This is a genomic window from Pseudomonas sp. T8, from assembly GCF_024610635.1.
In the GTDB taxonomy this organism is placed as follows: Bacteria; Pseudomonadota; Gammaproteobacteria; order Pseudomonadales; family Pseudomonadaceae; genus Aquipseudomonas; species Aquipseudomonas chlororaphis_I.
In genome coordinates this window covers 6,341,947-6,365,103 of record NZ_CP102374.1, presented here as the reverse complement: position 1 = coordinate 6,365,103, position 23,157 = coordinate 6,341,947, and the positions used below count along the sequence as shown (strand labels likewise).

General features: G+C 63.6%; 19 protein-coding genes. 12 read left to right on the top strand and 7 right to left on the bottom strand.

All coding sequences use genetic code 11. The features are described from left to right. Positions 1–44: 44 nt before the first annotated feature. Both glp and moaB read right to left on the bottom strand, forming a co-directional pair. Positions 45–1,271, bottom strand: a complete 1,227-nt coding sequence (gene glp, locus NRG23_RS29105; protein ID WP_198919205.1) for a gephyrin-like molybdotransferase Glp — start codon at positions 1,269–1,271, stop codon at positions 45–47. Then, entirely contained in the window at positions 1,255–1,794 is a 540-nt protein-coding gene (gene moaB, locus NRG23_RS29100; RefSeq protein WP_007923271.1) for a molybdenum cofactor biosynthesis protein B, read from the bottom strand. The genes glp and moaB overlap by 17 nt, the downstream gene beginning before the upstream one ends. 79 nt (positions 1,795–1,873) lie before the next feature. On the opposite strand from moaB, the gene mobA reads away from it, so the two are divergent. After that, positions 1,874–2,482, top strand: coding sequence for a molybdenum cofactor guanylyltransferase MobA (gene mobA / locus NRG23_RS29095; protein ID WP_016704307.1), 609 nt, complete (start codon positions 1,874–1,876; stop codon positions 2,480–2,482). A gap of 71 nt (positions 2,483–2,553) precedes the next feature. Further along, the gene (locus NRG23_RS29090) at positions 2,554–2,775 is read left to right on the top strand and encodes a YgdI/YgdR family lipoprotein (protein ID WP_007923269.1); all 222 of its coding nucleotides are present in this window, start codon (positions 2,554–2,556) and stop codon (positions 2,773–2,775) included. An 82-nt stretch (positions 2,776–2,857) separates the two neighbouring features. On the opposite strand, the gene NRG23_RS29085 is transcribed toward NRG23_RS29090, so the two are convergent. The 4 genes from NRG23_RS29085 to NRG23_RS29070 form a co-directional block, all read right to left on the bottom strand. Then, entirely contained in the window at positions 2,858–3,748 is an 891-nt protein-coding gene (locus NRG23_RS29085) for a pseudouridine synthase (protein ID WP_009050094.1), read from the bottom strand. Between the two features lie 88 nt (positions 3,749–3,836). After that, on the bottom strand, positions 3,837–4,157 hold the full coding sequence (locus NRG23_RS29080; protein WP_007923266.1) for a hypothetical protein: 321 nt from the start codon (positions 4,155–4,157) through the stop codon (positions 3,837–3,839). 56 nt (positions 4,158–4,213) lie between these two features. After that, positions 4,214–4,642 carry a S24 family peptidase gene (locus NRG23_RS29075; protein ID WP_009050095.1) on the bottom strand — a complete coding sequence of 143 codons (429 nt, stop codon included), beginning with the start codon at positions 4,640–4,642 and terminating at the stop codon, positions 4,214–4,216. 112 nt (positions 4,643–4,754) lie between these two features. Continuing rightward, a complete protein-coding gene (locus NRG23_RS29070) occupies positions 4,755–4,991 on the bottom strand; it encodes a glutaredoxin family protein (protein WP_009050096.1) in 237 nt (78 codons plus the stop codon). 204 nt (positions 4,992–5,195) lie between these two features. On the opposite strand from NRG23_RS29070, the gene NRG23_RS29065 reads away from it, so the two are divergent. Further along, entirely contained in the window at positions 5,196–7,154 is a 1,959-nt protein-coding gene (locus NRG23_RS29065) for a monovalent cation:proton antiporter family protein (RefSeq protein WP_009050097.1), read from the top strand. 49 nt (positions 7,155–7,203) lie between these two features. On the opposite strand, the gene NRG23_RS29060 is transcribed toward NRG23_RS29065, so the two are convergent. Then, entirely contained in the window at positions 7,204–8,412 is a 1,209-nt protein-coding gene (locus NRG23_RS29060; RefSeq protein WP_103330995.1) for an ammonium transporter, read from the bottom strand. A gap of 330 nt (positions 8,413–8,742) precedes the next feature. Between NRG23_RS29060 and NRG23_RS29055 the strand changes: the two genes are divergently transcribed. The 9 genes from NRG23_RS29055 to NRG23_RS29015 all read left to right on the top strand — a co-directional run bounded on the left by NRG23_RS29055 (position 8,743) and on the right by NRG23_RS29015 (position 23,152). Further along, the gene (locus tag NRG23_RS29055) at positions 8,743–9,057 is read left to right on the top strand and encodes a YqjD family protein (protein WP_009050099.1); all 315 of its coding nucleotides are present in this window, start codon (positions 8,743–8,745) and stop codon (positions 9,055–9,057) included. A 1-nt stretch (position 9,058) separates the two neighbouring features. Next, on the top strand, positions 9,059–9,445 hold the full coding sequence (locus tag NRG23_RS29050) for a phage holin family protein (RefSeq protein WP_009050100.1): 387 nt from the start codon (positions 9,059–9,061) through the stop codon (positions 9,443–9,445). Continuing rightward, positions 9,442–9,783, top strand: coding sequence for a hypothetical protein (locus tag NRG23_RS29045; RefSeq protein ID WP_009050101.1), 342 nt, complete (start codon positions 9,442–9,444; stop codon positions 9,781–9,783). Before NRG23_RS29050 ends, NRG23_RS29045 begins: the two co-directional genes overlap by 4 nt. 138 nt (positions 9,784–9,921) lie before the next feature. Continuing rightward, on the top strand, positions 9,922–11,085 hold the full coding sequence (locus tag NRG23_RS29040) for an EAL domain-containing protein (protein ID WP_009050102.1): 1,164 nt from the start codon (positions 9,922–9,924) through the stop codon (positions 11,083–11,085). 68 nt (positions 11,086–11,153) lie between these two features. Further along, positions 11,154–12,485, top strand: coding sequence for a deoxyguanosinetriphosphate triphosphohydrolase (locus NRG23_RS29035; protein ID WP_028683053.1), 1,332 nt, complete (start codon positions 11,154–11,156; stop codon positions 12,483–12,485). Positions 12,486–13,227: 742 nt separating this feature from the next. Continuing rightward, positions 13,228–14,952 carry a ShlB/FhaC/HecB family hemolysin secretion/activation protein gene (locus NRG23_RS29030; RefSeq protein WP_373922237.1) on the top strand — a complete coding sequence of 575 codons (1,725 nt, stop codon included), beginning with the start codon at positions 13,228–13,230 and terminating at the stop codon, positions 14,950–14,952. Between the two features lie 111 nt (positions 14,953–15,063). Further along, positions 15,064–20,022 (top strand): hemagglutinin repeat-containing protein, encoded by a 4,959-nt coding sequence (locus NRG23_RS29025; protein WP_103330997.1) that lies wholly within the window; start codon positions 15,064–15,066, stop codon positions 20,020–20,022. A gap of 290 nt (positions 20,023–20,312) precedes the next feature. Next, complete coding sequence (locus NRG23_RS29020; protein WP_009050106.1) at positions 20,313–20,939, top strand: response regulator transcription factor; 627 nt, start codon at positions 20,313–20,315, stop codon at positions 20,937–20,939. Between the two features lie 8 nt (positions 20,940–20,947). Next, positions 20,948–23,152, top strand: a complete 2,205-nt coding sequence (locus NRG23_RS29015) for an ATP-binding protein (protein ID WP_103330998.1) — start codon at positions 20,948–20,950, stop codon at positions 23,150–23,152. The last annotated feature ends 5 nt before the right edge of the window (positions 23,153–23,157 follow it).

Sequence of the window (23,157 nt, the reverse complement as noted above, 5' to 3'; positions counted from 1 at the left end):
GAGGATGGACCCGGCCCTGCCGACCAGGTCCGCCTCCCCTGGCGTCAGCCCAGGACTTCACTCAACGGAATGAAGTTGACCCAATCGCCCTCGACCAGCGTTCGCTCTTCCAGCACCTCGACCAGCCCCTCGGCCCAGGCGGCACTGCGCAAGACCCCGGAACTCTGGTTCCGGTAGATGATTGCCCTGCCCTGCTCCAGGCGCCCGCGCAGATACTCTCGGCGGTTCCCCGGCTTCGGCCAGGCAAATCCAGCCGGAACCTGGAACTGCAAGGGATGCAGTTGCTTCACTCCCTGGCGCCGCAAAATATAGGGGCGGGCCAGCAAGGCAAAGGTCACCAGCGTCGAGGCCGGGTTACCGGGCAGGCCGATTACCGGCACACCGCGGAAATGCCCGAAGGTCAACGGCTTGCCCGGCTTGATCGCCAGCTTCCAGAGGGCCAGTTCACCCTCTTCTCTTAAGGCGATCCCCAGGAAATCCGCTTCGCCCACCGATACGCCGCCGGTGGACAGAATCAGATCCACATCCGCCAGCTCGGCAAGACGACGCCGGGTCATGGGCAGGTCGTCCGGCAGGATTCCGCCGTCGATCACCTCGCAGCCCAGACGCTGCAACCAACTGCACAGCAGGACACGGTTGCTGTTGTAGATTTGCCCGGGACCAAGCGCCCGCCCGGGTTCGACCAGTTCATCGCCAGTGGAGAGAACGGCGACTCGCACGCGGCGCACCACATCCAGCTCCGCGCAACCCAGGGACGCAGCCAGCCCCAACTCGATCGGCCCCAGCTGCGTTCCGGCCACCAGCACACACTCGCCAACCGTGGTTTCCTGGCCTTGCGGACGAATGTTCTGCCCCGCGCCGAGAGGCTCGGTAAAAGCCACCCGCTCATCAGCCTGGACCTGGGCGTTCTCCTGCATTTCCACGCAGTCGGCTCCCGCCGGGACCGGCGCCCCGGTGAAGATGCGTGCGCAGGTGCCAGGTGCCAAAGGCTCAGGCGCCTGGCCAGCGAAGATGCGCTGGCTGACCACCAGGGGCTCGCCCTTCCAGTCCGAGGCACGCAAGGCGTAACCGTCCATGGCGCTGTTGGGCCAGGGCGGAAGATCCAGGGTGGAAATCAAGTCGTCGGCCAATACCCGGCCTTGAGCAGCCGCCAGTGGCAACCGTTCGCGTTCGAGAATGGGGGTAGCCTCGGCCATCTCGAGCAAACGGGCCAGTGCGACCTCGACCGGCATCAAGGCACCGGTCTTGCCCGGCTTACCCACGGGATTCACAAGGCGCTGCCTGTTTCAGGTGGGTGACGAAATTGCACGGACGGTGCCGCGAATCCAGCTGTTCGGCGAGGATGCCGTCCCAACCGGTACGCACCGCATTGGTCGAACCCGGCAGGCAGCACACCAGCGTGCCGTTGGCCAGGCCAGCCAGGGCTCGGGACTGCACGGTGGAAGTGCCGATATCGGCCACCGAGATCTGGCGGAACAACTCGCCAAATCCGTCGACCTGTTTGTCGAGCAGGCAAGACACGGCTTCCGGGGTACTGTCGCGGCCGGTGAAACCGGTGCCGCCGGTGATCAGCACCACCTGGACCAGATCGTCGGCGATCCAGGTCGCCACTTGTGCGCGAATCTTGTAGAGATCGTCCTTGAGCAGGACGCGCGCGGCCAGGTTATGGCCAGCAGCGCTCAGACGATCGACGAAGACCTGGCCGGATGTATCGGTCTCCAGGGTCCGGGTATCACTGACAGTCAGCACCGCGATGTTCAGGGGTGCAAAAGGTACATCAGCCTTGGCTTTCATAGGCTCGATCCAGTTGTAGGAGAAACAGCCCGGTGTTATATCACAGCGCTCTCTTTGCCCGCCCCTGTGGAGACGTGCCATGACCCAGCGCGCAGATTTGCCGCCCTGCTCCATTCTGCTCCTGGCCGGTGGGCGCGGCCAACGCATGGGCGGAAGGGACAAGGGGTTGATCGAGTGGCAGGGCCGGCCATTGATCGCCCACCTGCATCGACTGACCCGCAGCCTGAGCGATGACCTGATCATTTCCTGCAACCGCAATCAGCAGCAGTACGCGCCTTATGCCGATCAACTGGTGCAGGACGAAAGCAACGATTTCCCCGGGCCGCTGGCAGGTATTCGTGCCGGACTGGCGGTCGCCCGGCATGCCCGACTGCTGGTATTGCCCTGCGACGTACCGCGCATTGACGCGCAACTGATCGACGCCATGCGACAAAGCGCCGCCCGGCACCCGGACAAACCACTGATGCTGCGCCATGGCGAGCACTGGGAACCCCTGCTGTGTATCATTCCGCGCGCCCTGCTCGGCACCTTCGACGGCGCCTGGCAGAACGGTGAACGCAGCCCCGGACGTATCATGCGCGGGCTGGATGCTCAGGCCCTGCAATGTCCGGCAAACGATCCCCGATTGGCTAATCTGAATACATCAGCGCTGTTAAGCCAGCAGCACGGCGTGTCAGAATGCCCTTAACTCAAGGAACTTGCAGGCGTTGTATACGTCTCAAGCACAGCAACTAAAAGTATTCATCTCGGAGACACATAATGATTCAGCGGACTCTCGCCACTCTCATGCTCGCACTGGGCCTTGCCACTCTCGCCGGTTGCGCATCGCCTACTGTGATCACCCTGAATGACGGTCGCGAAATCCAGGCCGTCGATACGCCGAAATACGATGAGGATTCCGGCTTCTACGAGTTCGAACAACTGGACGGCAAACAAACCCGTATCAACAAGGATCAGGTTCGTACGGTAAAAGAGCTGTAATCCATAGCGTTACAGCCTTGAACGATAAAGCCCGCTTTCGCGGGCTTTATCGTTTCCGGGCAACAACCAGCAGTGACCTGGATTACCACTGCAAGGTGATCCGACTCTCGAACTCGCGCTCCTCCCCGCTCAGCGGGTCGGTAAAACGCAGCCCCTGGGCCAGCAGCTTGAGCGGCTTGGCATAATCGTCCTCCACATCCTTGAGCGCATCGGGATAGAACGGGTCGTTGCAGATTGCCGCCCCCAGCGCACTCATGTGCACCCGCAACTGGTGCTTTTTGCCAGTCACCGGATACAACCCATAACGCCAGAGGTCACCGTTCTTTTCCCGGACCTCCAGCGCCGTTTCCGTATTAGGAATGCCAGGCCCTTCCTGCATGCGGAAAAAGGGCTCGCCATCGACCAGGCGGCTTTTATGCACCCGCGGGAACTCGAGACCGGGCAAGGCCGGGGCGATGGCCTCGTAGCGCTTGTCGATCCTGCGGGTCGGAAACAGCGACTGATAAGCCGAGCGGCTTTGCGGATTGGCCGAAAACAACACCAGGCCCGCCGTATGCCGATCGATGCGATGCAGAGGCACCAGGTGGGGATTGTCCAGGCTGCGGATCAGGCGGCGCAGCAAGGTTTGCTCGACATATTCCCCCGCCGGGGTGACTGGCAGGAAATGCGGCTTGTCCGCCACCACCAGATGCTCATCGACATAGAGGATCGATTCCTGCACCGGGATGACCTTTTCGTCGGGTACTTCGCGGAAATAATGAATGCGCAGGCCTTCGCGGTACGCCAGGTCGACGCTGATCGGCAAACCCTGTCCATCGAGCACCCGGCCACGGACGATCCGGCTCAGCCACTGCTCGCGGCTGATGGTACTGAAGTGATCACACAGGCAGTCCAGTACGGTTGGCCATGACCCGGGGGGCAGGTACAGGGTGCTGGCCTGATGCTGTGCGGCGGAAAAAGGTACGGAGGACATACAAAAGCTCGAGCGGACAATGCAGAGCGGCATTATCCAACATGGGTCCCGGGGAACCTAGGAGAGTTTCCCCCTTCGGGACCAACGACTAGGCGCGGGCCACTCCAGCCTGCGCGGCGGCATCGGTGAACTCCTTCAGCCAGCGCAGCACATCGACCGCCTCCCAGCGGGCCGGGTCATACAACGCATACAACAAACCCTGATACCCCACCACGTCCAGTTGCCGGTGATAACCCGCACGCTGGAACAGCGCTTCGATTTCCGCGAAGCAGGTATTGAAATGCAGCTTGTTGAACGGTGTCTTGCCCTCCGTGACCAGCCCGTCCAGGCGCAGCTCGAGTACCGCTTCGCGCACCACATCGGCGGACATGCGGTTCACACTGCTCTTCAATTGTTCGACATTGACCATCATCAGTCCTTCTACCCTCTCATTCATCCACTGAGCACACGCCCTGCGCATCGATATCAGCCACGGCCGACGTAACTGACCACCCACAACACCACGCCCCAGATTTGCGCCGAATCCCGATCGTCCAGGGGAATCGGTGCAATCGAAGGTCGCGCCGCCTTGAGCAGCAGCCCGCCCTTGGGGTCGGGAGCCAGCAGGCGCACGCCATAGGCGTCTTCGCCATCGAGATGGGCCACCACGTATTGATCCACTGCCGGGGCTGCCGAACGATCGACGATCAGCCGGTCGCCGGGATAGATACCGAAGCCCAGCAGGCTGTCGTCATCCACCAGCACCGCGCGGATCTGCGGGGCTCCGAGACCCACGGTGCGATCCAGCGAAAAACCGCCTTCGAACTGGAGCCCGGCAGCAAACCCGCCGTGCTCCGCATGTTCGGGCGACAGGTGTTGCAAACGCTCGGCGCGGGCAAGGATTGTGAGAGACATGACGAACCATCCCGATAACTGTACGCATATACAGTAACCGAATAATCGGGATCCCGCCAAGGGATTGCAGCGAAGGCGACAAACGGAAAGGGTCGTGCCAGCGACAGCCGGCTCAGCGCAGGAAGGCCACCACCTGTTCGGCATCGAACGGCCAGCCCAGCTCGGCGCCGTTGTCCACCCGGCGCAGGACCGGGATACGCAGGCCATACGCCTCGAACAGGGTTTCGTCTTCCGCGATATCCACCAGCTCGACCAACAACCCGTGCTCCACCAACGGCATCAACTCCGCTTCGGCGAGTTCGCACAGGTGGCAACCCAGGGTGCCGAACAGCTGACATTCAGGAGGCATGACATACAGACCGAAAAGAGACAGGCGCTTATTCTAGGCCCGCGATAAAAAGCCGTCGACCGATGAACACGGCAGCGTGCGGTCATCGTCGGGCATTCTGCCAAACAGCTGATGCAGGTCAGCGTCGCCAACTTGCGATTGAGCGACCCTCGCGGCTTTTTTTGCCTCTACGCTCTGTATTCCAACCCGCCGCCGGAGATGCCTGTGTTTGCCAATCTGTTGATCATCCTCGCTTCATCCCTGGTGGTGATCGCCCTGTTCCGCCGCCTGCACCTGCCGCCCGTGCTGGGCTACCTGTGCGTGGGCCTGCTGGTGGGGCCGACCGCCTTCGGCTGGGTCAACGACAACGAAAACCTGCCTGACCTGGCGGAGTTGGGGGTGGTGTTCCTGCTGTTTTCCCTGGGGCTGGAGTTTTCCGTATCGAAGATGCTGGCCCTGCGCCAGGTGGTCTTCGGCCTGGGCAGCTTGCAAGTGCTGTGCAGCGGCGCCGTCCTCGGTGGCCTGCTGATCCTCGCCGGCGGGCCGCTGATCCCGGCCTTGCTGCTCGGCGCGGGCCTGGCGCTGTCCTCCACCGCCATCGTCAGCAAGGAGCTGGGCAGCCTAGGGGAAATCTTCAGCAGCCACGGGCAGAATGCGATCGGCGTGTTGCTGTTCCAGGACGTGGTGGCCGTGCTGTTGCTGACCCTGGTGCCGGTATTCGCCGGCAATACCGAACAGGCCTGGTATTGGGCCCTGCCCCTGACCCTGGGCAAGACCGCCCTGCTGTTCATCGGCCTGGCGCTGGCCAGCCGCTGGCTGCTGCCACGGCTGTTCCACGAGGTGGCCGCCTCCCATTCCGCCGAGCTGTTCGTGCTGCTGGCCCTGGTCATCGTCCTGCTGACCGCCTGGCTGACCCACCTGCTCGGCCTGTCCCCTGCCCTTGGCGCGTTCCTCGCCGGCATGCTGCTGGGGGAAAGCCGCTACCGGCACCAGATCGAGGCTGATATCCGGCCGTTCCGCGACATTCTGCTGGGGCTGTTTTTCGTCAGCATCGGCATGCTGATCGACCTGCAACTGTTCGCCAGCCATGCCCTGCTGATCCTCGGCCTGACCCTGGCCCTGATGCTGATCAAGGGCGCCGTGGTGGCGCTGTTGCTCAAGCTGCGCGGCAGCGACGGCGAGACGGCCTGGCGCAGTGGCCTGGCCCTGGCCCAGGGCGGCGAGTTCTGTTTTGCGCTGATGGCGCAGATGCAGCAAAGCCAGTTGATGCCGGCCGAGCTGAGCGGCCTGCTGCTGGCCGCGACCTTCTGTTCGATGTTGCTGACCCCCTTGCTGCTGCGCGCCGCCCCGGGCATTGCCGCGCGCCTGCACCGCAAGCCGAACCAAGAGGCCCACCTGGAAGAAATCAGCGCCCTCAACGCCGCATTGCAGGGCCATGTGGTGATCTGTGGATATGGCCGCGTCGGCCAGTCGATCGGCCGCTTCCTGCGCCGCGAACAGCAGCGTTTCATTGCCCTGGACGATGACCCGGTGCGGGTCCAGGAAGCCGCGGCCGGCGAAAGCTGCGTGCATTACGGCGACTCCCGCCGCGCCGAGCTGCTGGCGGCGGTCGGCCTCGAACGCGCACGGCTGCTGGTGATTGCCGTGGACAAGACCGACATCGCCCTCAACGTGCTGAAAAGCGCGCGCCGGATCAACAGCGACGTGCCGATCCTGGTACGCACCCGGGACGACAGCCAACTGGCCGAACTGAAAGCCGCCGGCGCCAGCGAAGTGGTGCCGGAGCTGCTGGAGTCGAGCCTGATGCTGGCGTCCCATGCGCTGGTGATGCTCGGGCTGCCGGAACACCAGGTACAGGCCAAGGTCGATGAAGTCCGCCACAACCGCTATAGCCTGCTGCACGGCTTCTACCATGGCGCGCAGACCGACCTGCTGGACAACCGCGGCCAGCCACGAGTGCTGATGCATGCGGTCAATCTCGGCAGCGCGGCCCACGCCTGCGACCTGGCCCTGGGCGAGCTGGCGCTGGAGCAGTTGGGCGTGGATGTGCAAGGCGTGCAGCGCGATGGCCGTGACCTGGAGCTGACCGCCGGCACCTTGCTGCAAGCCGGCGATACGGTGTTGATGTCCGGCCCGCTGGCGGCCATCGAAGCGTCGGAGGCGCGCCTGCTCGGCGGCCAATGATCAGCGGCAAGCAGCCCAGGCTGGAGGCTCCAGCCCGGGCCGCAAGGCTTCAGTCCTGGCTGACCGCGCCGATCTTGTGCAGCGACAGGTCGGCGCCGTAGTACTCCTGCTCCTGGGTCAGGCGCAGGCCGCAGAGCGCCTTGATCGCGCCATACACCAGGAAGCCGCCGACCAGCGCCACCAGCACGCCCAGGCCGGTACCGATCAACTGGCTGGTCAGGCTGACACCGCCCAGGCCACCCAGGGCGCTCTGGCCGAAGACCCCACAGGCAATACCGCCCCACACACCGCACACACCATGCAATGGCCAGACACCCAGCACATCGTCGATCTTCCAGCGCGTCTGGGTGGCGATAAAGCACCAGACGAACAGCGCGCCGGCGATCGCCCCGGTGATCAACGCTCCCACCGGGTGCATCAGGTCGGAGCCGGCGCAGATCGCCACCAGCCCGGCCAGCGGGCCGTTGTGCAAAAAGCCCGGGTCGTTGCGCCCGACGATCAACGCCGCCACCGTGCCGCCGACCATGGCCATCAGCGAGTTCACCGCCACCAGGCCGCTGACCGCTTGCAGGGTCTGCGCGCTCATCACGTTGAAGCCGAACCAGCCGACAATCAGGATCCACGAACCCAAGGCCAGGAACGGAATGCTCGACGGCGCGAACGCCACCAGCTTGCCGTCGCGGTAGCGCCCGTTGCGCGGCCCGAGCAACAGCACCGCGGCCAGCGCCAGCCAGCCGCCCATGGCATGCACCACCACCGAGCCGGCGAAATCATGGAAGCCTGCGCCGAAGCTCTCCTGCAGCCAGGCTTGCAGGCCGTAGTTGCCGTTCCACACCAGGCCTTCGAAGAAGGGATAGATGAAGGCCACGATCAGCGCCGTGGCGCAGAGCTGCGGGACGAACCGCGCACGCTCGGCGATGCCGCCGGAAATGATCGCCGGAATGGCCGCCGCGAACGTCAGCAGGAAGAAGAACTTCACCAGCCCGTAGCCGTGATCGGCGCTGATCACCGCCGCCGGTTGCAGGAAGCTGACGCCGTAGGAGATCCAATAGCCTATAAAGAAATAGGCCAGGGTCGAAACCGCGAAGTCGCTGAGGATCTTCGACAAGGCGTTGACCTGGTTTTTCTGGCGCACCGTGCCCACCTCGAGAAAGGCGAAGCCGGCATGCATGGCCAGGACCATGACCGCACCGATGAGGATGAACAGGGTATTGGAACCATGGACCAGAGTGTCCACAGCGCTTTGCAGATTTTCCATGGAATGGGCAGACCTGATAGCAGGAATTATCCGCGAGCCGCTCGAGCGTTTTTGCACCAACTTGGCACCGAAGGTCCTGTCGACCTACGCATTACGACCCATTTTGGCGCGACGCTTTTTCGAGAAGGGTGTATCGCTCGGGGGTGTTTCCATAAGTGTTGATTTTTTAGGGTAAGGTTTTAGCTGCCAGGCACCGCATCCTGCGCGCTTTCGGCGCAACCACCCGTGTTTACGCACCAGGACAAAGCAAAAGCTGTACCAGACAATTGCACTGAACCTTCGCGCAAGGCTCATACTCGAACCCTTCAGAACGCCACTATGGAGATCATCATGGCCAGCAAAACCACCAAGACAGCTCAAGAAACCCTGATGGCGGACTTTCAGGCACTGGTCAGTGACACGGAACGCCTGCTGGAACACACCGCCACCCTGGCGGGCGAACAGGCGGACGAATTGCGCACACAGATTCACGACAGCCTGCTGCGCGCCCGCGAGACCCTGCAACTGACCGAGCAATCGCTGCGCGAACGCGGCGAGGCGGCGGTCACTGCCACCGAAGACTATGTGCAGAACAACCCCTGGCAAGCAGTGGGCATCGCGGCGGGCGTGGGCTTCCTGATCGGCCTGCTGGCGACCCGGCGCTGATATGGCTATCGATGAATCCGGCTCCACCGCGGGCCAAGGCTCCTCAACGCGGCGCCTGGGCGCTGCTTTCCTGGGTTTGCTGCACAGCCACGTCGAACTGTTCGGTATCGAGTTGCAGGAACAGAAAGCCAGAACCGTCAGCCTGCTGTTGTTCGCCGGGTTGACCCTGGTGTTCGCCCTGCTGCTGTTGGTAGGCCTGTCGACGCTGGTGCTGATCCTGTTCTGGGACACCTATCGCCTGACCGCCATCACCGGGCTGTGCGTCTTCTATACGCTGGCCGCGCTGTTCTGCGCCCTGCGCCTGAAGGCGGCGATTTTCGATGAGTCCTCGCCCTTCCATGCCACCCTCGAAGAGCTGGCCAATGACAGGGAGCGCCTGCTGCCATGAGCCTGCCGGACATTCCGCAAACCAATTCCCGGCGCGAAATGCGCAAGGCGCTGATCCGCCTGCGCATGGAAATGCATCGCCAGGAAATCCGCCACGAATCCCATCAATTGCTGCAACCCTTGCAGCGGGTCCGTGGCCTTGGCCAAAGCTGGCAACAGGGCTTCGGCATCAAGCACGCGCCGTTGTGGGGTGTGGCCGCCGTGACCCTGTTGGGGTTTCTCACCGGCAAGGGCGCCAAGAGCGGCAGCGTCAGAAACTTCGCCCGACTGGTACGGCTCAGCGCCGGCCTGTTGCCGCTGATCAAGCTGGTCATGCAAGGTTCTTCGAGCAAGCATTGAGCCGCCACCATCTGGCTGCATTCTTGCAACCGTTCCCGCAATAGCTGCGCCCCGGCCTCTCTCACGAGAGGTCGGGCCTTGCCTGCCTGTTGCGTCGGCGCGCCGCCCAAGATCAACAAGATCAACCAAGGAGGCCCCGTGATCGACGGGCAACCGCTTGCCTGCTTTCAACCCTTCATCGACACCGCCACTGGCCGCATTGCCGGTGTCGAAGCCCTGGGCCGCCTGCGCCAACCGAACGGCCAACTGCTGTCGGTCGGCCCATTGTTCAACGATCCCCGGACCTCTTCCACCGCCCTGCGCCGGCTCGACCGGCTGATTCGCGCCGACGCCCTGAGCCGCCTGCATGAAGCGCCCGCGGACTGGTTCCTGAGCCTCAATATCTCGCCCCGCTGGATCAGCCGCCTGCGCGCCGGCCAGCCGTTGCCGAGCCTCAGGCAATTGCAGCAACAGGGCGTCGATCCGCGGCGCGTGGTCTTCGAAATCACCGAGTTGAGCGGCAACAGCCAGCGCCTGAGCGAAGTGGTGGCGCGCTACCGCGAAGCCGGCGCGCGGATCGCCATCGACGACTTCGGCGCCGGCTACTCCCAGCTCGACCGAGTGCTGGCCCTGCAACCGGACATTCTCAAGCTCGACATGCGCCTGTTCCAGGCCGCGGCCCGTGGCGGGCCCAGCAGCGACGTGGTCAAGGCCCTGGCGCAGATGGCCGAGAAGACCGGCTGCTGGATCATCGCCGAAGGGGTCGAGAGCGAAACCGAACTCAACTTCGCCCTGGAATGCGGCTCGCGGTATGTCCAGGGTTTCCTGTTTGCCCGGGCCGAGCAGGCGTTCTTCGCCAGCGATGCTTTCGTCGCGCCTTTTGCCCGGGCGCGCCAGCGCTATGTGCAGCAGAAACTGGCCGAACGCGGACGCCTGATGCAGATGCGCCAGCAACTCGCGGAGCTGATGACCCTGCTGCAGGATTGGGCCCAGGCCCGAGCCCCGATCGAGCGATTGCCGCAGGTGGATGCCTTTCCCTGGTTGTTGCGCTTCTATCAATGCGATCGCCACGGCACCCAGCTGACGCCGAACCTGGAATGGCGCCACGAGCGCTGGCAGGCCGACCACAGCTACGTCGGCCACAACTGGTCGTGGCGTCCTTACTTCTACCACCTGCTGGCCGAAGGCTGGGACGAGCGACGGCTGACCCTGTCCAACACCTACCGCGACGCCACCAGCAACCAGTACTGCCTGACCGCCGGGCAGTTCTTCGACAATGGCCAGCGCCTGCTGTTGATCGATATCGATGCCGCGGGGCTTTAGTTCCACTTGCAGGCGCTGGCGCGAACCGGGAAGCTAGCCCATCAGTCATTCGACGGAGAGACCCCGCCTTGGATTGGCATACCCTGCTTACCCGCGAACGCCTCGGAAAACCGCTGCACAGCCCTGAAGAACTGGGCCGCAGCCCCTTCCACAAGGACCACGACCGCATCATCTTCTCCGGTGCCTTCCGCCGCCTGGGCCGCAAGACCCAGGTGCACCCGGTGTCCAGCAACGACCATATCCATACACGCCTGACCCACTCCCTGGAAGTCAGCTGTGTCGGTCGCTCCCTGGGCATGCGGGTCGGCGAAACCATTCGCGACGCCCTGCCCGAGTGGTGCGAACCGAGCGACCTGGGGATGGTGGTGCAATCGGCCTGCCTGGCCCACGACATCGGCAACCCGCCATTCGGCCACTCCGGCGAAGATGCGATCCGCCACTGGTTCCAGCAGGCCGCCGGGCGCGGCTGGCTGGACGCCATGAGCGAAAACGAGCGCAACGACTTCCTCAACTTCGAAGGCAATGCTCAGGGCTTCCGGGTGCTGACCCAGCTGGAATATCACCAGTTCGACGGCGGCACGCGGCTGACCTATGCCACCCTCGGCACCTACCTGAAGTACCCCTGGACCGCACGCCACGCCGACTCCCTGGGCTACAAGAAGCACAAGTTCGGCTGCTACCAGAGCGAACTGCCGTTGCTCGAACAGATCGCCAACAAGCTCGGCCTGCCGCAACTCGAGGAACAACGCTGGGCCCGCCATCCGCTGGTGTACCTGATGGAGGCCGCCGATGACATCTGCTATGCCCTGATCGACCTCGAGGACGGGCTGGAGATGGATCTGCTCGACTATGCCGAAGTCGAGTCGCTGCTGCTCGGCCTGGTGGGCGACGACCTGCCGGAAACCTATCGCCAGCTCGGCCCGCGGGACTCGCGCCGGCGCAAGCTGGCGATCCTGCGCGGCAAGGCCATCGAGCACCTGACCAACGCCGCCGCCCGGGCCTTCGTCGAACAGCAGGACGCCCTGCTCAGCGGCACCCTGCCCGGCGATCTGGTGGAACACATGCACGGCCCGGCCAAGCGTTGCGTGCTCAATGCCAAGGACATCGCGCGCAAGAAGATCTTCCAGGACAAGCGCAAGACCCTGCACGAGATCGGTGCCTACACCACCCTGGAAATCCTCCTCAACTCGTTCTGCGGCGCCGCGCTGGAACAGCACGGCGGACGCACACCGTCGTTCAAGAACCGGCGGATCCTCGACCTGCTCGGCAACAACGCGCCGGATCCGAACGGTTCGCTGCACACCTCCTTCCTGCGCATGATCGACTTCATCGCCGGCATGACCGACAGCTACGCCAGCGAAATGGCCCGGGAAATGACCGGGCGTTCCAGCCCGCAATGACCCGTCGTTGAACGGCTGCCTCGCGTTATCGAGGTGGCCGTTCGAGCGGTTTTGTGTGAGTCGGCAACTAAGGGATTCCCCTAGGCCCTTATCAGGCAATATCCCGATGCAATCGTTACTTCAACTTTGATCAGTTGCCTTCTGCGCACTGTTCGACAGCGCCTTCACTTCCACCTCGTTCACGAGACATCCATCAAGTCTCGACACTATTCCAGGCAGCCTTCAGCACCTAGAGCACTTGCTCTATAACTAGCGATAGTGACCGATATATGTAGCTGAACAATCAATCCAACTAACCTGAATTAAACAGACCGTTAACGAAACAACCAGACATCCTACCTTTACCTTTCGATACATCTGCTCACCCGTCGGACCAAACCCCTTGCAACACAAGGCCCCTGCAGGTTCCCGTCGATTACAAATTCCGTACAAATCAACTTTATCGTTTCCGCTAGTCTCGAACCGTAATGGCTTAACAAGGTTAATTTCACGCCTCGATAGATCGTTCCCCGTTCATGACCCCAGGCCGGATGATCGCCGGCAAAACAAATAGCAAGCGAACTAAGCACCTTCACTCAAACTTCAAGCCAACGGTTAGTTCGAAAATAATTTCACCCCTCGCTGTAACAAAGAGCACGCCCAGGACTCAAGCGTCAAAATGGAAGTGAGTACACGGAATGAATCCGTGTCGATAAGTTGTTCCCGCACTTCCTCGTCCGTTTTTCACTGTTAAGGATGTCGAGTGCCCCATACGTCCTCAAGTCACCCAAGTTGCCATACCAGCCTGCACCGCTGGTTGCTGCTCTCGCTGCTGGCCGGGTCCCTGCCGGTGGCCGCCGCCGATATGCCACAACCGGGTCAGGAAGCCCTGCGTCTGCAGCAACAGCAACAGCGCGACCTGCAACAACTGCAACTGGAACAGCGCCAGCGCCAGTTACAGCGCGGCAGCTTCGGGACCCCGGCGGTCACTCCCGCCGAAACCACCCAGGGTGGCCAGGATGAACAGTGCTGGGCCCTGAGCGGCACACGGATCGCCGGCGTCACGCTGTTCAAGAAAGACCGGTTGAACCGCCAGCTCGAACCCTATATCGCGCCCTGCATGGGAGTGAACGGGATCAACCGCCTGCTGGCGCAGATCACCCGGATCTATGTCGAGGCCGGTTACATCGCCAGCCGCCCCTACCTGAGCAGTGCTCCCGCCGCCGGCCATTCGCTGGATATCGTGGTCGACGAAGGTTATGTCGAGGCCGTCGAACTGGCCGACCAGAGCCTGCCGGTTTCCCTGGCCGGGGCCTTTCCCGGCATGCTCGGCGAACCGCTGAACCTGCGCGACCTGGAACAGGGCCTGGACCAGCTCAATCGCCTGCGCTCCCTCGACCTGACCGCCGATATCGCTCCCGGCAGCCAACCCGGCGCCTCGCGGATCATCCTGCGCTCGCGCAGCAGCGGCGCCTCGCGCTGGGCCCTCGGGCTGGGTGTGGATAACCTCGGCAGCGCCAGTACCGGGCGCGACCGCAACTCCGTCAACCTGAGCCTCGACAGCCCGCTGCAACTCAACGACGCGCTCAACCTGAACTTCAGCGACACCCTCAATCACGGTCCGCGCTACAGCCGCAGCGCCAGCGTTTTCTATTCGATCCCCTACGGCTACTGGACCTACAGCCTGTTCGCCAGCCATGCCGAGTACCGGGCGCCGTTCAAGCTCAGCAGCGTGACCTTCTACAACAGCGGGCGCACTGACCTGTTCAGCCTGCGCGCCGATCGTGTGCTGTGGCGCGACCAGGGGCACCAGCTGAGCGCCAACCTGCAACTGGCCCACAAGGATGTCGACAGCTACCTGGAGAAAGTCCGCCTGGGCATCCAGAGCCCGACCCTGACCGTGGCCGAAGCCGGGCTCAACCTGTTCTGGCTCGACAGCGCGGTGTGGAACCTCGACATCAATTACGCCCAGGGCCTGACCTGGTTCGGCGCCGACCGCGACTCGCAACAGGTGCAGAAAAACCTGCCGCAGGCGCAGTTTCGCAAATACCGCGCCAGCCTCAGCCAATGGCGCAATGGCCACTTCGCCAGCCAGCCCTGGCAGTGGCAGAGCCAGCTGTCGCTGCAGTACAGCCCCGACCCGCTGCCGGCCATCGAACAACTGCTGGGCACCGACGACTCCGCCGTGCGCGGCTATCGCGAGAACAGCGCCTCGGGCGCCATCGGCGGGATCTGGCGCAACACCCTGCGCCTGCCGTTGCAGAACGACCTGCCCGTCAAGCTGACCCCGCGCCTGGCCTTCGACCACGGCCGGATCAAGGCGCAAGAAGGCGCCAGCAGCGAGCGCCTGAGCAGCGCCAGCATCGGCCTGAACCTGAGCTGGAAGAACGTGCAAGTCGATGTCGACTACCAGCACAGCCTGGAAACACCCCAGCGTTTTCACCATGAATCGCCCGCCTGGCTGACCCGCCTGAGCGTGCAGATCTGAGGTCCCGCGAACCGTGCATCAGCCTGAAAAAAACAGCCGAGCCTGAACACTACAGCAGCGTTGCAACGAACAGCGCGCACCGCCACTCGGCCCACACATAGAGAGCTTCTTATGCCCGACAACACATCTGTGTTTCACCTGTCCCCCAGGGGCAAACTGCGCCTGGCCATCGCCAGCCTGCTCCTGGTCTCCCATCTGCCGCAGGCGCTGGCCGGCGGTATCACCGTGGCCCCGGGCCCGGGCGGTATCCCGCAGCTGCAAAACCAGAACGGCGTGCCGATCGTCAACATCGTCGCGCCCAACGGCGCCGGGCTCTCCCATAACCAGTTCCTCGACTACAACGTCGATCGCCAGGGCGTGGTGCTGAACAACTCCCTGCAATCCGGCGCCTCGCAACTGGCCGGGCAGCTGGCTGCCAACCCGCAGTTCCACGGCCAGGACGCCAGCGTGATTCTCAACGAGGTGATCAGCCGCAACGCCTCGGCGCTCAACGGCACCCAGGAGATCTTCGGCCGCGCCGCCGACTATGTGCTGGCCAACCCCAATGGCATCTCGGTCAACGGCGGCAGCTTCATCAACACGCCGAACGCCAGCCTGCTGGTCGGTCGCCCCGAGCTCAACGACGGCAAGCTGCAAGCCCTGAGCACCGGTGACGCCAAAGGCCAGTTGACGGTCGAGGGCCGAGGCCTGAAGAACGACAATGGCAGCATCAATCTGATCGCCCCGCGCATCGACAGCCAGGGCGACATCACCGCCAGCAACCAGCTCAACCTCACCGTCGGACGCAACCGCGTGGACCCGGCCAGCGGCAAGGTGCTCAGCACCGACCCGGCCGGTAACACCAAAGAGCAACGCATCGACGCCAGCCTGTTCGGCGCCATGCAGGCCGGGCGCATCAACATTGTCAGCACCGCCGAAGGCGCCGGCGTGCGGGTCGGCGCGGTGCAGGTCAAAGGTCACGACGGGGTGGATATCGCGTCTGCCGGCGACCTGCAGATCAGCGGCCAGGCCAAGCCCGACAGCCTCGACGCCGTCCGTGCCGGCGTGCACAGCAGCCAGGGCGACGTGCAATTGCGCAGCGGCCAGGACCTGACCCTCGCCGCCACCGATGTCAGCGCCCGCGACATCAAGCTCGATGCCGGACGCAACCTCACCCTGAGCGCCATCGAAAGCCGCAAGCTCCAGGAAAAACGCGAGCAGTGGAGCAACAGCACCATCGGCATCACCTGGGAAACCTACGACCGCACCCTGACCGACAGCGACAGCCGTCAGCACGGCAACCAGCTGACCGCCCGCCGCGATGCCGAGCTCAAGGCCCGCGCCAACACCGAACTCAAGGCCAGCCAGATCAAGGCCGGCAACAACCTGACGGTCGACAGCGGCGCCGACCTGCGCCTGACCGCCGCCACCGAAACCCACGAACAACGCGACCAGGGCCACCACCGCAAGCACCTGTGGAAAGCCGACTGGGACAAGTCCAGCAGCGAACAGCGCAGTATCACCAGCCAGTTGGAGGCCAAAGAACAGTTACAACTGACCAGTCGCAAGCAGCTGCAACTGCAGGGCGCCGAACTGGCCAGCAACAATATCGAGCTGACCGGGCGCCAGGTGGACATCACCAGTGCCAGCCGCACCCAGAGCAACAGCGACAAGTCCTACTCCGGCGATCTGGTCGGCGGCAGCTTCTTCGGCAAGAACGGCGACGGCGACAAGGGCAAGACCCTGAACAAGGGCAGCAAGGTCAACGCCAAGGGCGACCTGATCGTCAAGGCCGACGAGGTCCGCATCAGCGGCAGCCAGGCCCGTGGCGGCAAGCAGGCCAGCGTGATCAGCGAAAACGGCTCGCTGACCATCGACGGCGTGCAAGACCGCTCCCACGACAACAGCTACAGCAAGGACAGCAAGTTCTTCGGCATCACCAAGGATGAAAGCCGGCAGAACCGCAAAGACAGCACCACCGTCACCAGCGACCTGCGCTCGGACAGCAACCTCAAGCTGCAAAGCACCCAGGACATCGCCATCAGCGGCGCGCACGTGGCCGCGACCGGCGAGCTCGAAGCCAAGGCTGGCGGCGACATCAAGATCGACTCGGCGCAAAACACCTCGCAGAGCGAAAGCACCACCCACACCCGTGGCTTCGACGCCTATGCCAAGGAAAATGCCCCGGGCACCCGGCAATACCGTGCCGGCGTGCGTTACGAAGACCAGCAGAAAACGGTCAAGACCAGCGACACCCAGCAACAGGGTTCAAGCCTCAGCGGCGGCAGCCTGCAAGTCGCTGCGGGCGGCAACCTGAGCATCAAGGGCAGCGACCTGAAGGCCACCCACGGCGATGCCAGCCTCAGCGGCAAGCAGGTCGAGTTGCTGGCCGATCACGACCAGAAGAGCAACAGCACCGACACCCGCACCACCGGCGGCGGTTTCTACTACACCGGCGGCCTGGACCGCGCGGGCAACGGTGTGGAGTTCGCCCACAGCAGCACCCAGGACACCCATGACACCGGTACCGCCAACACCACCGGCATCGCCGCCAGCGGCAACCTGACCATCAAGGCCGGCAACACCCTGGTGACCGAGGGCGCCCAGGTCAAGGCCGGCGGCAAGCTGCTGGTGAATGCCGAGCAGGTCGACAACCGCGCGGTGCACAACACTGAGTCCACCAGCCACAAGGAAAACACCTGGAGCGCCGATGTCGGCGCCAACGTCGAATACAAGGGCCTGACCCGCCCGGTGGAAAAAGCCATCGAAGGCGTGGCCCAGCGCAAGTTCCATCAGCCGGGCCTGCTCGACGCCCTGGAACAACCCAACGTTGGCCTGGACGTGGAAGTCGGCCACCAGAACAAACAGCGCACCGAGCAAGGCAGCAACGCCGTGGTCAGCCAGTTCCAGGGCGGCCAGGTGGAGGTCAAGGTAGCCGGCCAGTTGCAGGATGAGGGCAGCCGCTACGAGGCCACCCAAGGCACGCTGAAGATCGATGCCGGCAGCCAGGTGGCCAAGGCCGCCAGCAATACCCACAGCAGCAGCGAGCAGGCGCTGGACGCCAAGGCTGGCGTACGGGTCTACACCACCACGGGCGAGGACCTGAACGTACGTGGCAGCGGCGCTGGCGGCAGCAGCGACAAGCGCAGCGACAGCAGCAAGGCGGTGGTCGGCAGCTATGTCGGCAAACAGGGCGTGGACATCGCGCTGAGCGGCGATGGCCAGTACGAAGGCAGCCGGTTCGATGGCGGCGAAGCCGGCGTCAAGCTGCACAGCGGCGGCGAACTGGCGCTGAACCAGGCCAATGACCGCCAGAACAGCAGCGACTCCAGCCTGCGCGGCGACGCCTCGCTCACCGTCGGCAGCGCCCCGGGCGCCAATGGCAATAACCTCAACCTCGGCGCTGGCGTGCAACTGGACCACAAGCGCCTGGACCAACAGGACAGCCAGGCGCGGGTCGCGACCATCCAGGGCAAAGGCCCGGTCGAGTTGACCAGCGGTGGCGACCTGATCCTGCAGGGCACCACCATCGGCAGCAAAACCGCCAAGACCGGCGACATCAACCTGAACGCCGGCGGCAAACTCGACCTGCAGGCCGCGGTCGACACCCACAGCAGCCAGGGCAGCAACCTCGGTGGCGGCCTGACCGGCGGCGCCAGCAAGACCAGCAGCGAGCAGAGCAGCGGCAAGAGCGCCAACCTGAGCGCCAACTTCAACATCGGCCGGGTCTCGGAACAGGACCAGAAGCAGACCGGCGGGCAACTGCACAGCAATGGCCAGGTAACACTCGCCAGCGGCTCCGACAGCAACACCGCGCTGCACTTGCAGGGCACCCAGGTCGAGGGCAAAAACGTCACCCTCAGCGCTGACCGCGGCGGGATCTACCAGGAGTCGGCGCAATCCACCCAGGCCCACAACAACTGGGGCCTGACCCTGGGCGCTGGTGGCAATGGCGGCAAGACCACCCGCGCCGACGCCGGCGAACACGACTCGCCGAAAACCGATCGCGGTATCCACGCCCGGGCCAAGATCGATGTCGCGCAGGTGCACAGCAACACCCAGCACAACAGCCTGATCAAGGCCGACCAGGTGACGCTCGTCAGCAACGGCGACACCCATCTGGCAGGGGCGCGCATCGACGCCAATCAGGTGGATGGACGGATCGGTGGCGATCTCAAGGTGGAGAGCCGCAAGGACCAGCTCAGCAGCACCACGGTCAACCTCGACGCCCGCCTGGACGCCGAGAAGAACCAGCCTGGCGTGGTCGACAAGCTGACCAAGCAGACCGGCCCGCTCAAGGACAAGCTGCAGGCCAAGGCCGAAGGCAGTTTCGACAAGCACCGCGAGAAGCTGGAAAACGTCGTCGACAAGGGCACCGAGCGCCTGGTGGCGGCCAAGGACACCCTGGTGAACAAGGCCGAAATTGCCAAGGAGCGCCTGGGCGAGAAATTCACCCGCAGCGGCAGCTATGACGTCAACCCGGAACCCAAGGGCGCCTTCGGTCGCGGCGTGGACAAAGCCAAGGGCTACCTCGCCGACAAGACCGAAGCCTTGGGCGATCGCTTCTCCAGCCTCAAGGAACGGGTCTGGCCGAAAACCAGCGACAGCTACGCCGTCAGCGAGAAAACCGGCGCTGGCAGCAAGCTGACCAACACCGCGGAAGGCGTGCTGTTCGGCGACAAGAGCGGCAACACTTCCTACACGCCGACCCTGAACCTGAATGTCAGCCGTCAGAGCAAGGACAGCGTGGCAGAGGCTTCAGGCATCAGCGGGACCCGGGGCGTGAGCCTGCAAGTGTCGGGGGAGACCCGCCTGAGCGGCGCGCGGATCGGCGCCAGCGAGGGCAAGGTCGACCTCGGCGGCTCGACCGTCAGCACCACGGCATTGGCCGGTACGGATTACCGTGCCGACGTCGGGCTGAACCTGTCGAAGTCGCCGGTCAACCTGGCCCTCGGCGCCAAGGATGAGCTGACCCGCAAGCAGGACGAGGCCACCCAGAAGGATCAGGCGTTCAACCTGGGGCCGCTGCGCGTCGGCGGCCATAGCGACAGCCAGCTGTTGCAGGCCGGCATCGATCAGAAAGCGCCCTGAGGCAAGCGCTCCGTGATCGGCTGCCCCCCATGAACGGGGGGCAGCCTCGCTCTGTTCCCTTCCCTCCTCCCTTTATTGCCCTGCGAAAACTGCACTAAACCGCCAACATCTCCTTACCTTTTACATGGCTGGATACTCATTCCTACTTTCAACTGAAAAACCGCTGTAATCCGAAACCGTCTTTCATGTAAGAACTGCCTTATTGTCCCCAACCCCGCCTTAACCCGCATATATCCACTGTCCTGCCTGCGCTAAGGTCCAGCCCTGTATTTATTCCCACGGGTTTGACCATGAGTTCTGTTTTCATCATCGACGACCATCCCGTTATCCGACTGGCCATCCGCATGTTGCTGGAACATGAAGGTTATAAAGTCGTCGGCGAAACCGATAACGGGGTCGATGCCCTGCAAATGGTCCGTGACAGCATGCCGGACCTGATCGTGCTCGATATCAGCATTCCCAAGCTCGACGGGCTGGAGCTGCTGTTGCGATTCGGCGCCCTGGACAAGTCGCTGCGGGTGCTGGTGCTGACGGCGCAGTCGCCAGCCCTGTTCGCCGGGCGCTGCATGCAGGCCGGGGCCTGCGGCTATGTGTGCAAGCAGGAAGACCTGAGCGAAGTGCTCAGCGCCATGAAGGCCGTGCTGTGCGGCTACAACTACTTTCCGAGTCATGCCCTGCAAACGCCAAGGCAGGATGAAACTTCGAACGACGAACTGAACCGCCTGATGTTGCTCAGTGATCGGGAACTCATGGTGTTGCAACTTTTTGCCAAGGGCAGCACCAGTACGCAAATAGCCAACAGCATATTTCTCAGTGGCAAGACCGTCAGCACCTATAAAAAAAGAATCATGCACAAACTTCGCGCGACTTCCATGGCGGAACTTATCGAGTTGGCACAACGTCACGAACTGGTGTGAGAAACAGGATGTTCAAACACATTTCTTATTATTTAACCCTGACGGCCACGACCGTTCTGGCGGTACTGTTTCTTGGCCTGGTCGAGGCCGGGCAACGAGAGTCCGGAATAACATCCGCCCCTCAGTGCACTGGCACCGCGCCTTGTCTTGAATCGGCTGCCGACCCACCTCTCGATAACGGCCATCGCGGGCTGCTCCTGCTCGCTGGCCTGGGGCTTGGCGTGCCGCTGCTGGCGTCCCTGGGCTGGAATGCCTGGCTGCACCTACGCCTGGCCCGCCAGCAACAGGCCGCGCATGATCTTGGGCAGCAGCTCGCATTCATGCAGGCCTGGATCGACGGCGTGCCGCATCCGACTTACGTGCGCGACCGCCAGGGCTTGCTGCAAAGCTGCAATGCCAGTTACCTGGAAAGTCTCGCCGCCCACCGCGAAGCGCTCATCGGCAAAACCCTGTTGCAGGGCGTCATGGACGATCCCGGGCAGGCCCGCGAATATCACGCTGACTACCAGCGGGTCATGGCGCAAGGCCGCCCGCTGCTGCGTGACCGGCCACTGCGCCTGAACGGGCAGGAACTGACCGTCCAGCACTGGGTCCTGCCCTATCGGGACGCGAACGGCGAGGTCCGGGGCATCATCGGCGGCTGGGTCGATATCAGCGAACGCCATCGGCTCAGCGACAGCCTCGAGGCCGCCCGGCAACAGGCCGAAGCGGCCTGCCGGGCGAAAAGTGCATTCCTGGCCAGCACCAGCCACGAACTGCGCCGCTCGATGAATGCGTTGATCGGTGCGCTGGAACTGCTGCAGCAGCGCTCCGCCAGCCAGTCCCAGGATGGTCCGGTCATTGAAATGGCTTATCGCTCGGCGCGGACAATGCAGGCCCTGGTCGACGATACCCTCGATATCGCCCGCATCGAATCAGGCAGCCTGGCGCTGAAGCCTGAATGGCTCGACCCGCGCCTGCTTGTCGAAACCGTTGTCAGCGAGTTCGACAGCCAGGTCCGGGAGAAGCATCTCAAGCTGCTGCCGACCTTCCACTCCAGCCTCGAGCCGGTCGATGTGCTGCTCGACCCGCTGCGTTTCAGGCAGGTCCTGGGCAACCTGCTGCACAACGCGATCACGTTCACCGAACAGGGCCAGATCAGGGTCCATCTCGACCTGCAAGCGGCCACGCAGCCGCAACAGGTGCAACTGATGCTGCAAGTGACGGACAGCGGCATCGGCATCGACGAGCAGGATCAGCACAGGCTGTTCGAACCCTTCTTCCAGGCCCAGGCTCGCCCCCTTTCCCGGCCTGACGGCGCCGGGCTGGGCCTGACCCTTTGCCGTCACCTCTGCGAACTCATGCAAGGCACGCTGCAACTGGCCAGCCAGCCGGGCATAGGCACGGAAGTACGGGTCCTGTTGCCGCTGGCCTGTCAGCCCGCGCGAAAACCCGCGACCCTCGTCGAGCCACTCATTGCCCCTGCCACCCGGGCCTTGAACGTACTGGTGATTGACGATCATTCGGCGGACCGCCTGCTGCTGGGGGAACAACTGCATTTTCTCGGGCACCGCTGCCGCACCGCCGAAGACGTCGAGCAAGGCTTCGAGCTCTGGTGCAAGGGGTTCTTCGACCTGCTCATCGTCGATTGCAACATGCCGGGCATGCACGGCTACGAGCTGATCCGCGCCATCCGCGAGCATGAACGCCTGGAGTCCCGCGCGGCCTGCCGGGTATTGGGGGTGACCGCCAGCCCCCGACCGCAAGAGAGACAGCAGTGCGAACAGGCCGGCATCGATGACTGCCTGTTCAAGCCTGTCAGCCTGGCGACCCTCAGTCACAAACTGGCTGGCCTGCAACCGCGGCCCTGGAATGGCGTGTTCAGCCTGAAAGCGCTGCGCACCCTGTCCCGTGGCAAACCGCAGTTCGCCCTGCGCATCCTCACCGAACTGCTGCATTGCAGCTATCGGGACCGCCAGCAACTGATGGCCCTGCCCTGCGAGCCACCGCCCCGAGCACTCGCGGAACTGGCCCACAAGATCAAGGGCTCGGCGCTGATGGTGCAGGCCAAAGACCTTGAAGCGCAGTGCGAAGCCCTTGAGCAGGCCGTTCTGGAAGACGCGGACAGGCAAACCCTGACGCAGCGCAGAACCGCCCTGGAACAGGCCATGCTCAAGCTCGAACGGGCCCTGCTGTGGCAGATCGATCAACAGCCCAGCGCGCCCCTGACCTGAGCCCC

What these genes read in the sequence shown, in the direction of transcription:
- NRG23_RS29080 (WP_007923266.1), bottom strand. Translation starts at nt 4,157, where the DNA reads ATGGTCAATGTCGAACAATTGAAGAGCAGTGTGAACCGCATGTCCGCC.
- NRG23_RS29085 (WP_009050094.1), bottom strand. Translation starts at nt 3,748, where the DNA reads ATGTCCTCCGTACCTTTTTCCGCCGCACAGCATCAGGCCAGCACCCTG.
- NRG23_RS29075 (WP_009050095.1), bottom strand. Translation starts at nt 4,642, where the DNA reads ATGTCTCTCACAATCCTTGCCCGCGCCGAGCGTTTGCAACACCTGTCG.
- NRG23_RS29045 (WP_009050101.1), top strand. Translation starts at nt 9,442, where the DNA reads ATGAGCCTGCCGGACATTCCGCAAACCAATTCCCGGCGCGAAATGCGC.
- NRG23_RS29060 (WP_103330995.1), bottom strand. Translation starts at nt 8,412, where the DNA reads ATGGAAAATCTGCAAAGCGCTGTGGACACTCTGGTCCATGGTTCCAAT.
- NRG23_RS29055 (WP_009050099.1), top strand. Translation starts at nt 8,743, where the DNA reads ATGGCCAGCAAAACCACCAAGACAGCTCAAGAAACCCTGATGGCGGAC.
- mobA (WP_016704307.1), top strand. Translation starts at nt 1,874, where the DNA reads ATGACCCAGCGCGCAGATTTGCCGCCCTGCTCCATTCTGCTCCTGGCC.
- NRG23_RS29020 (WP_009050106.1), top strand. Translation starts at nt 20,313, where the DNA reads ATGAGTTCTGTTTTCATCATCGACGACCATCCCGTTATCCGACTGGCC.
- moaB (WP_007923271.1), bottom strand. Translation starts at nt 1,794, where the DNA reads ATGAAAGCCAAGGCTGATGTACCTTTTGCACCCCTGAACATCGCGGTG.
- NRG23_RS29025 (WP_103330997.1), top strand. Translation starts at nt 15,064, where the DNA reads ATGCCCGACAACACATCTGTGTTTCACCTGTCCCCCAGGGGCAAACTG.
- NRG23_RS29070 (WP_009050096.1), bottom strand. Translation starts at nt 4,991, where the DNA reads ATGCCTCCTGAATGTCAGCTGTTCGGCACCCTGGGTTGCCACCTGTGC.
- NRG23_RS29015 (WP_103330998.1), top strand. Translation starts at nt 20,948, where the DNA reads ATGTTCAAACACATTTCTTATTATTTAACCCTGACGGCCACGACCGTT.
- NRG23_RS29050 (WP_009050100.1), top strand. Translation starts at nt 9,059, where the DNA reads ATGGCTATCGATGAATCCGGCTCCACCGCGGGCCAAGGCTCCTCAACG.
- NRG23_RS29090 (WP_007923269.1), top strand. Translation starts at nt 2,554, where the DNA reads ATGATTCAGCGGACTCTCGCCACTCTCATGCTCGCACTGGGCCTTGCC.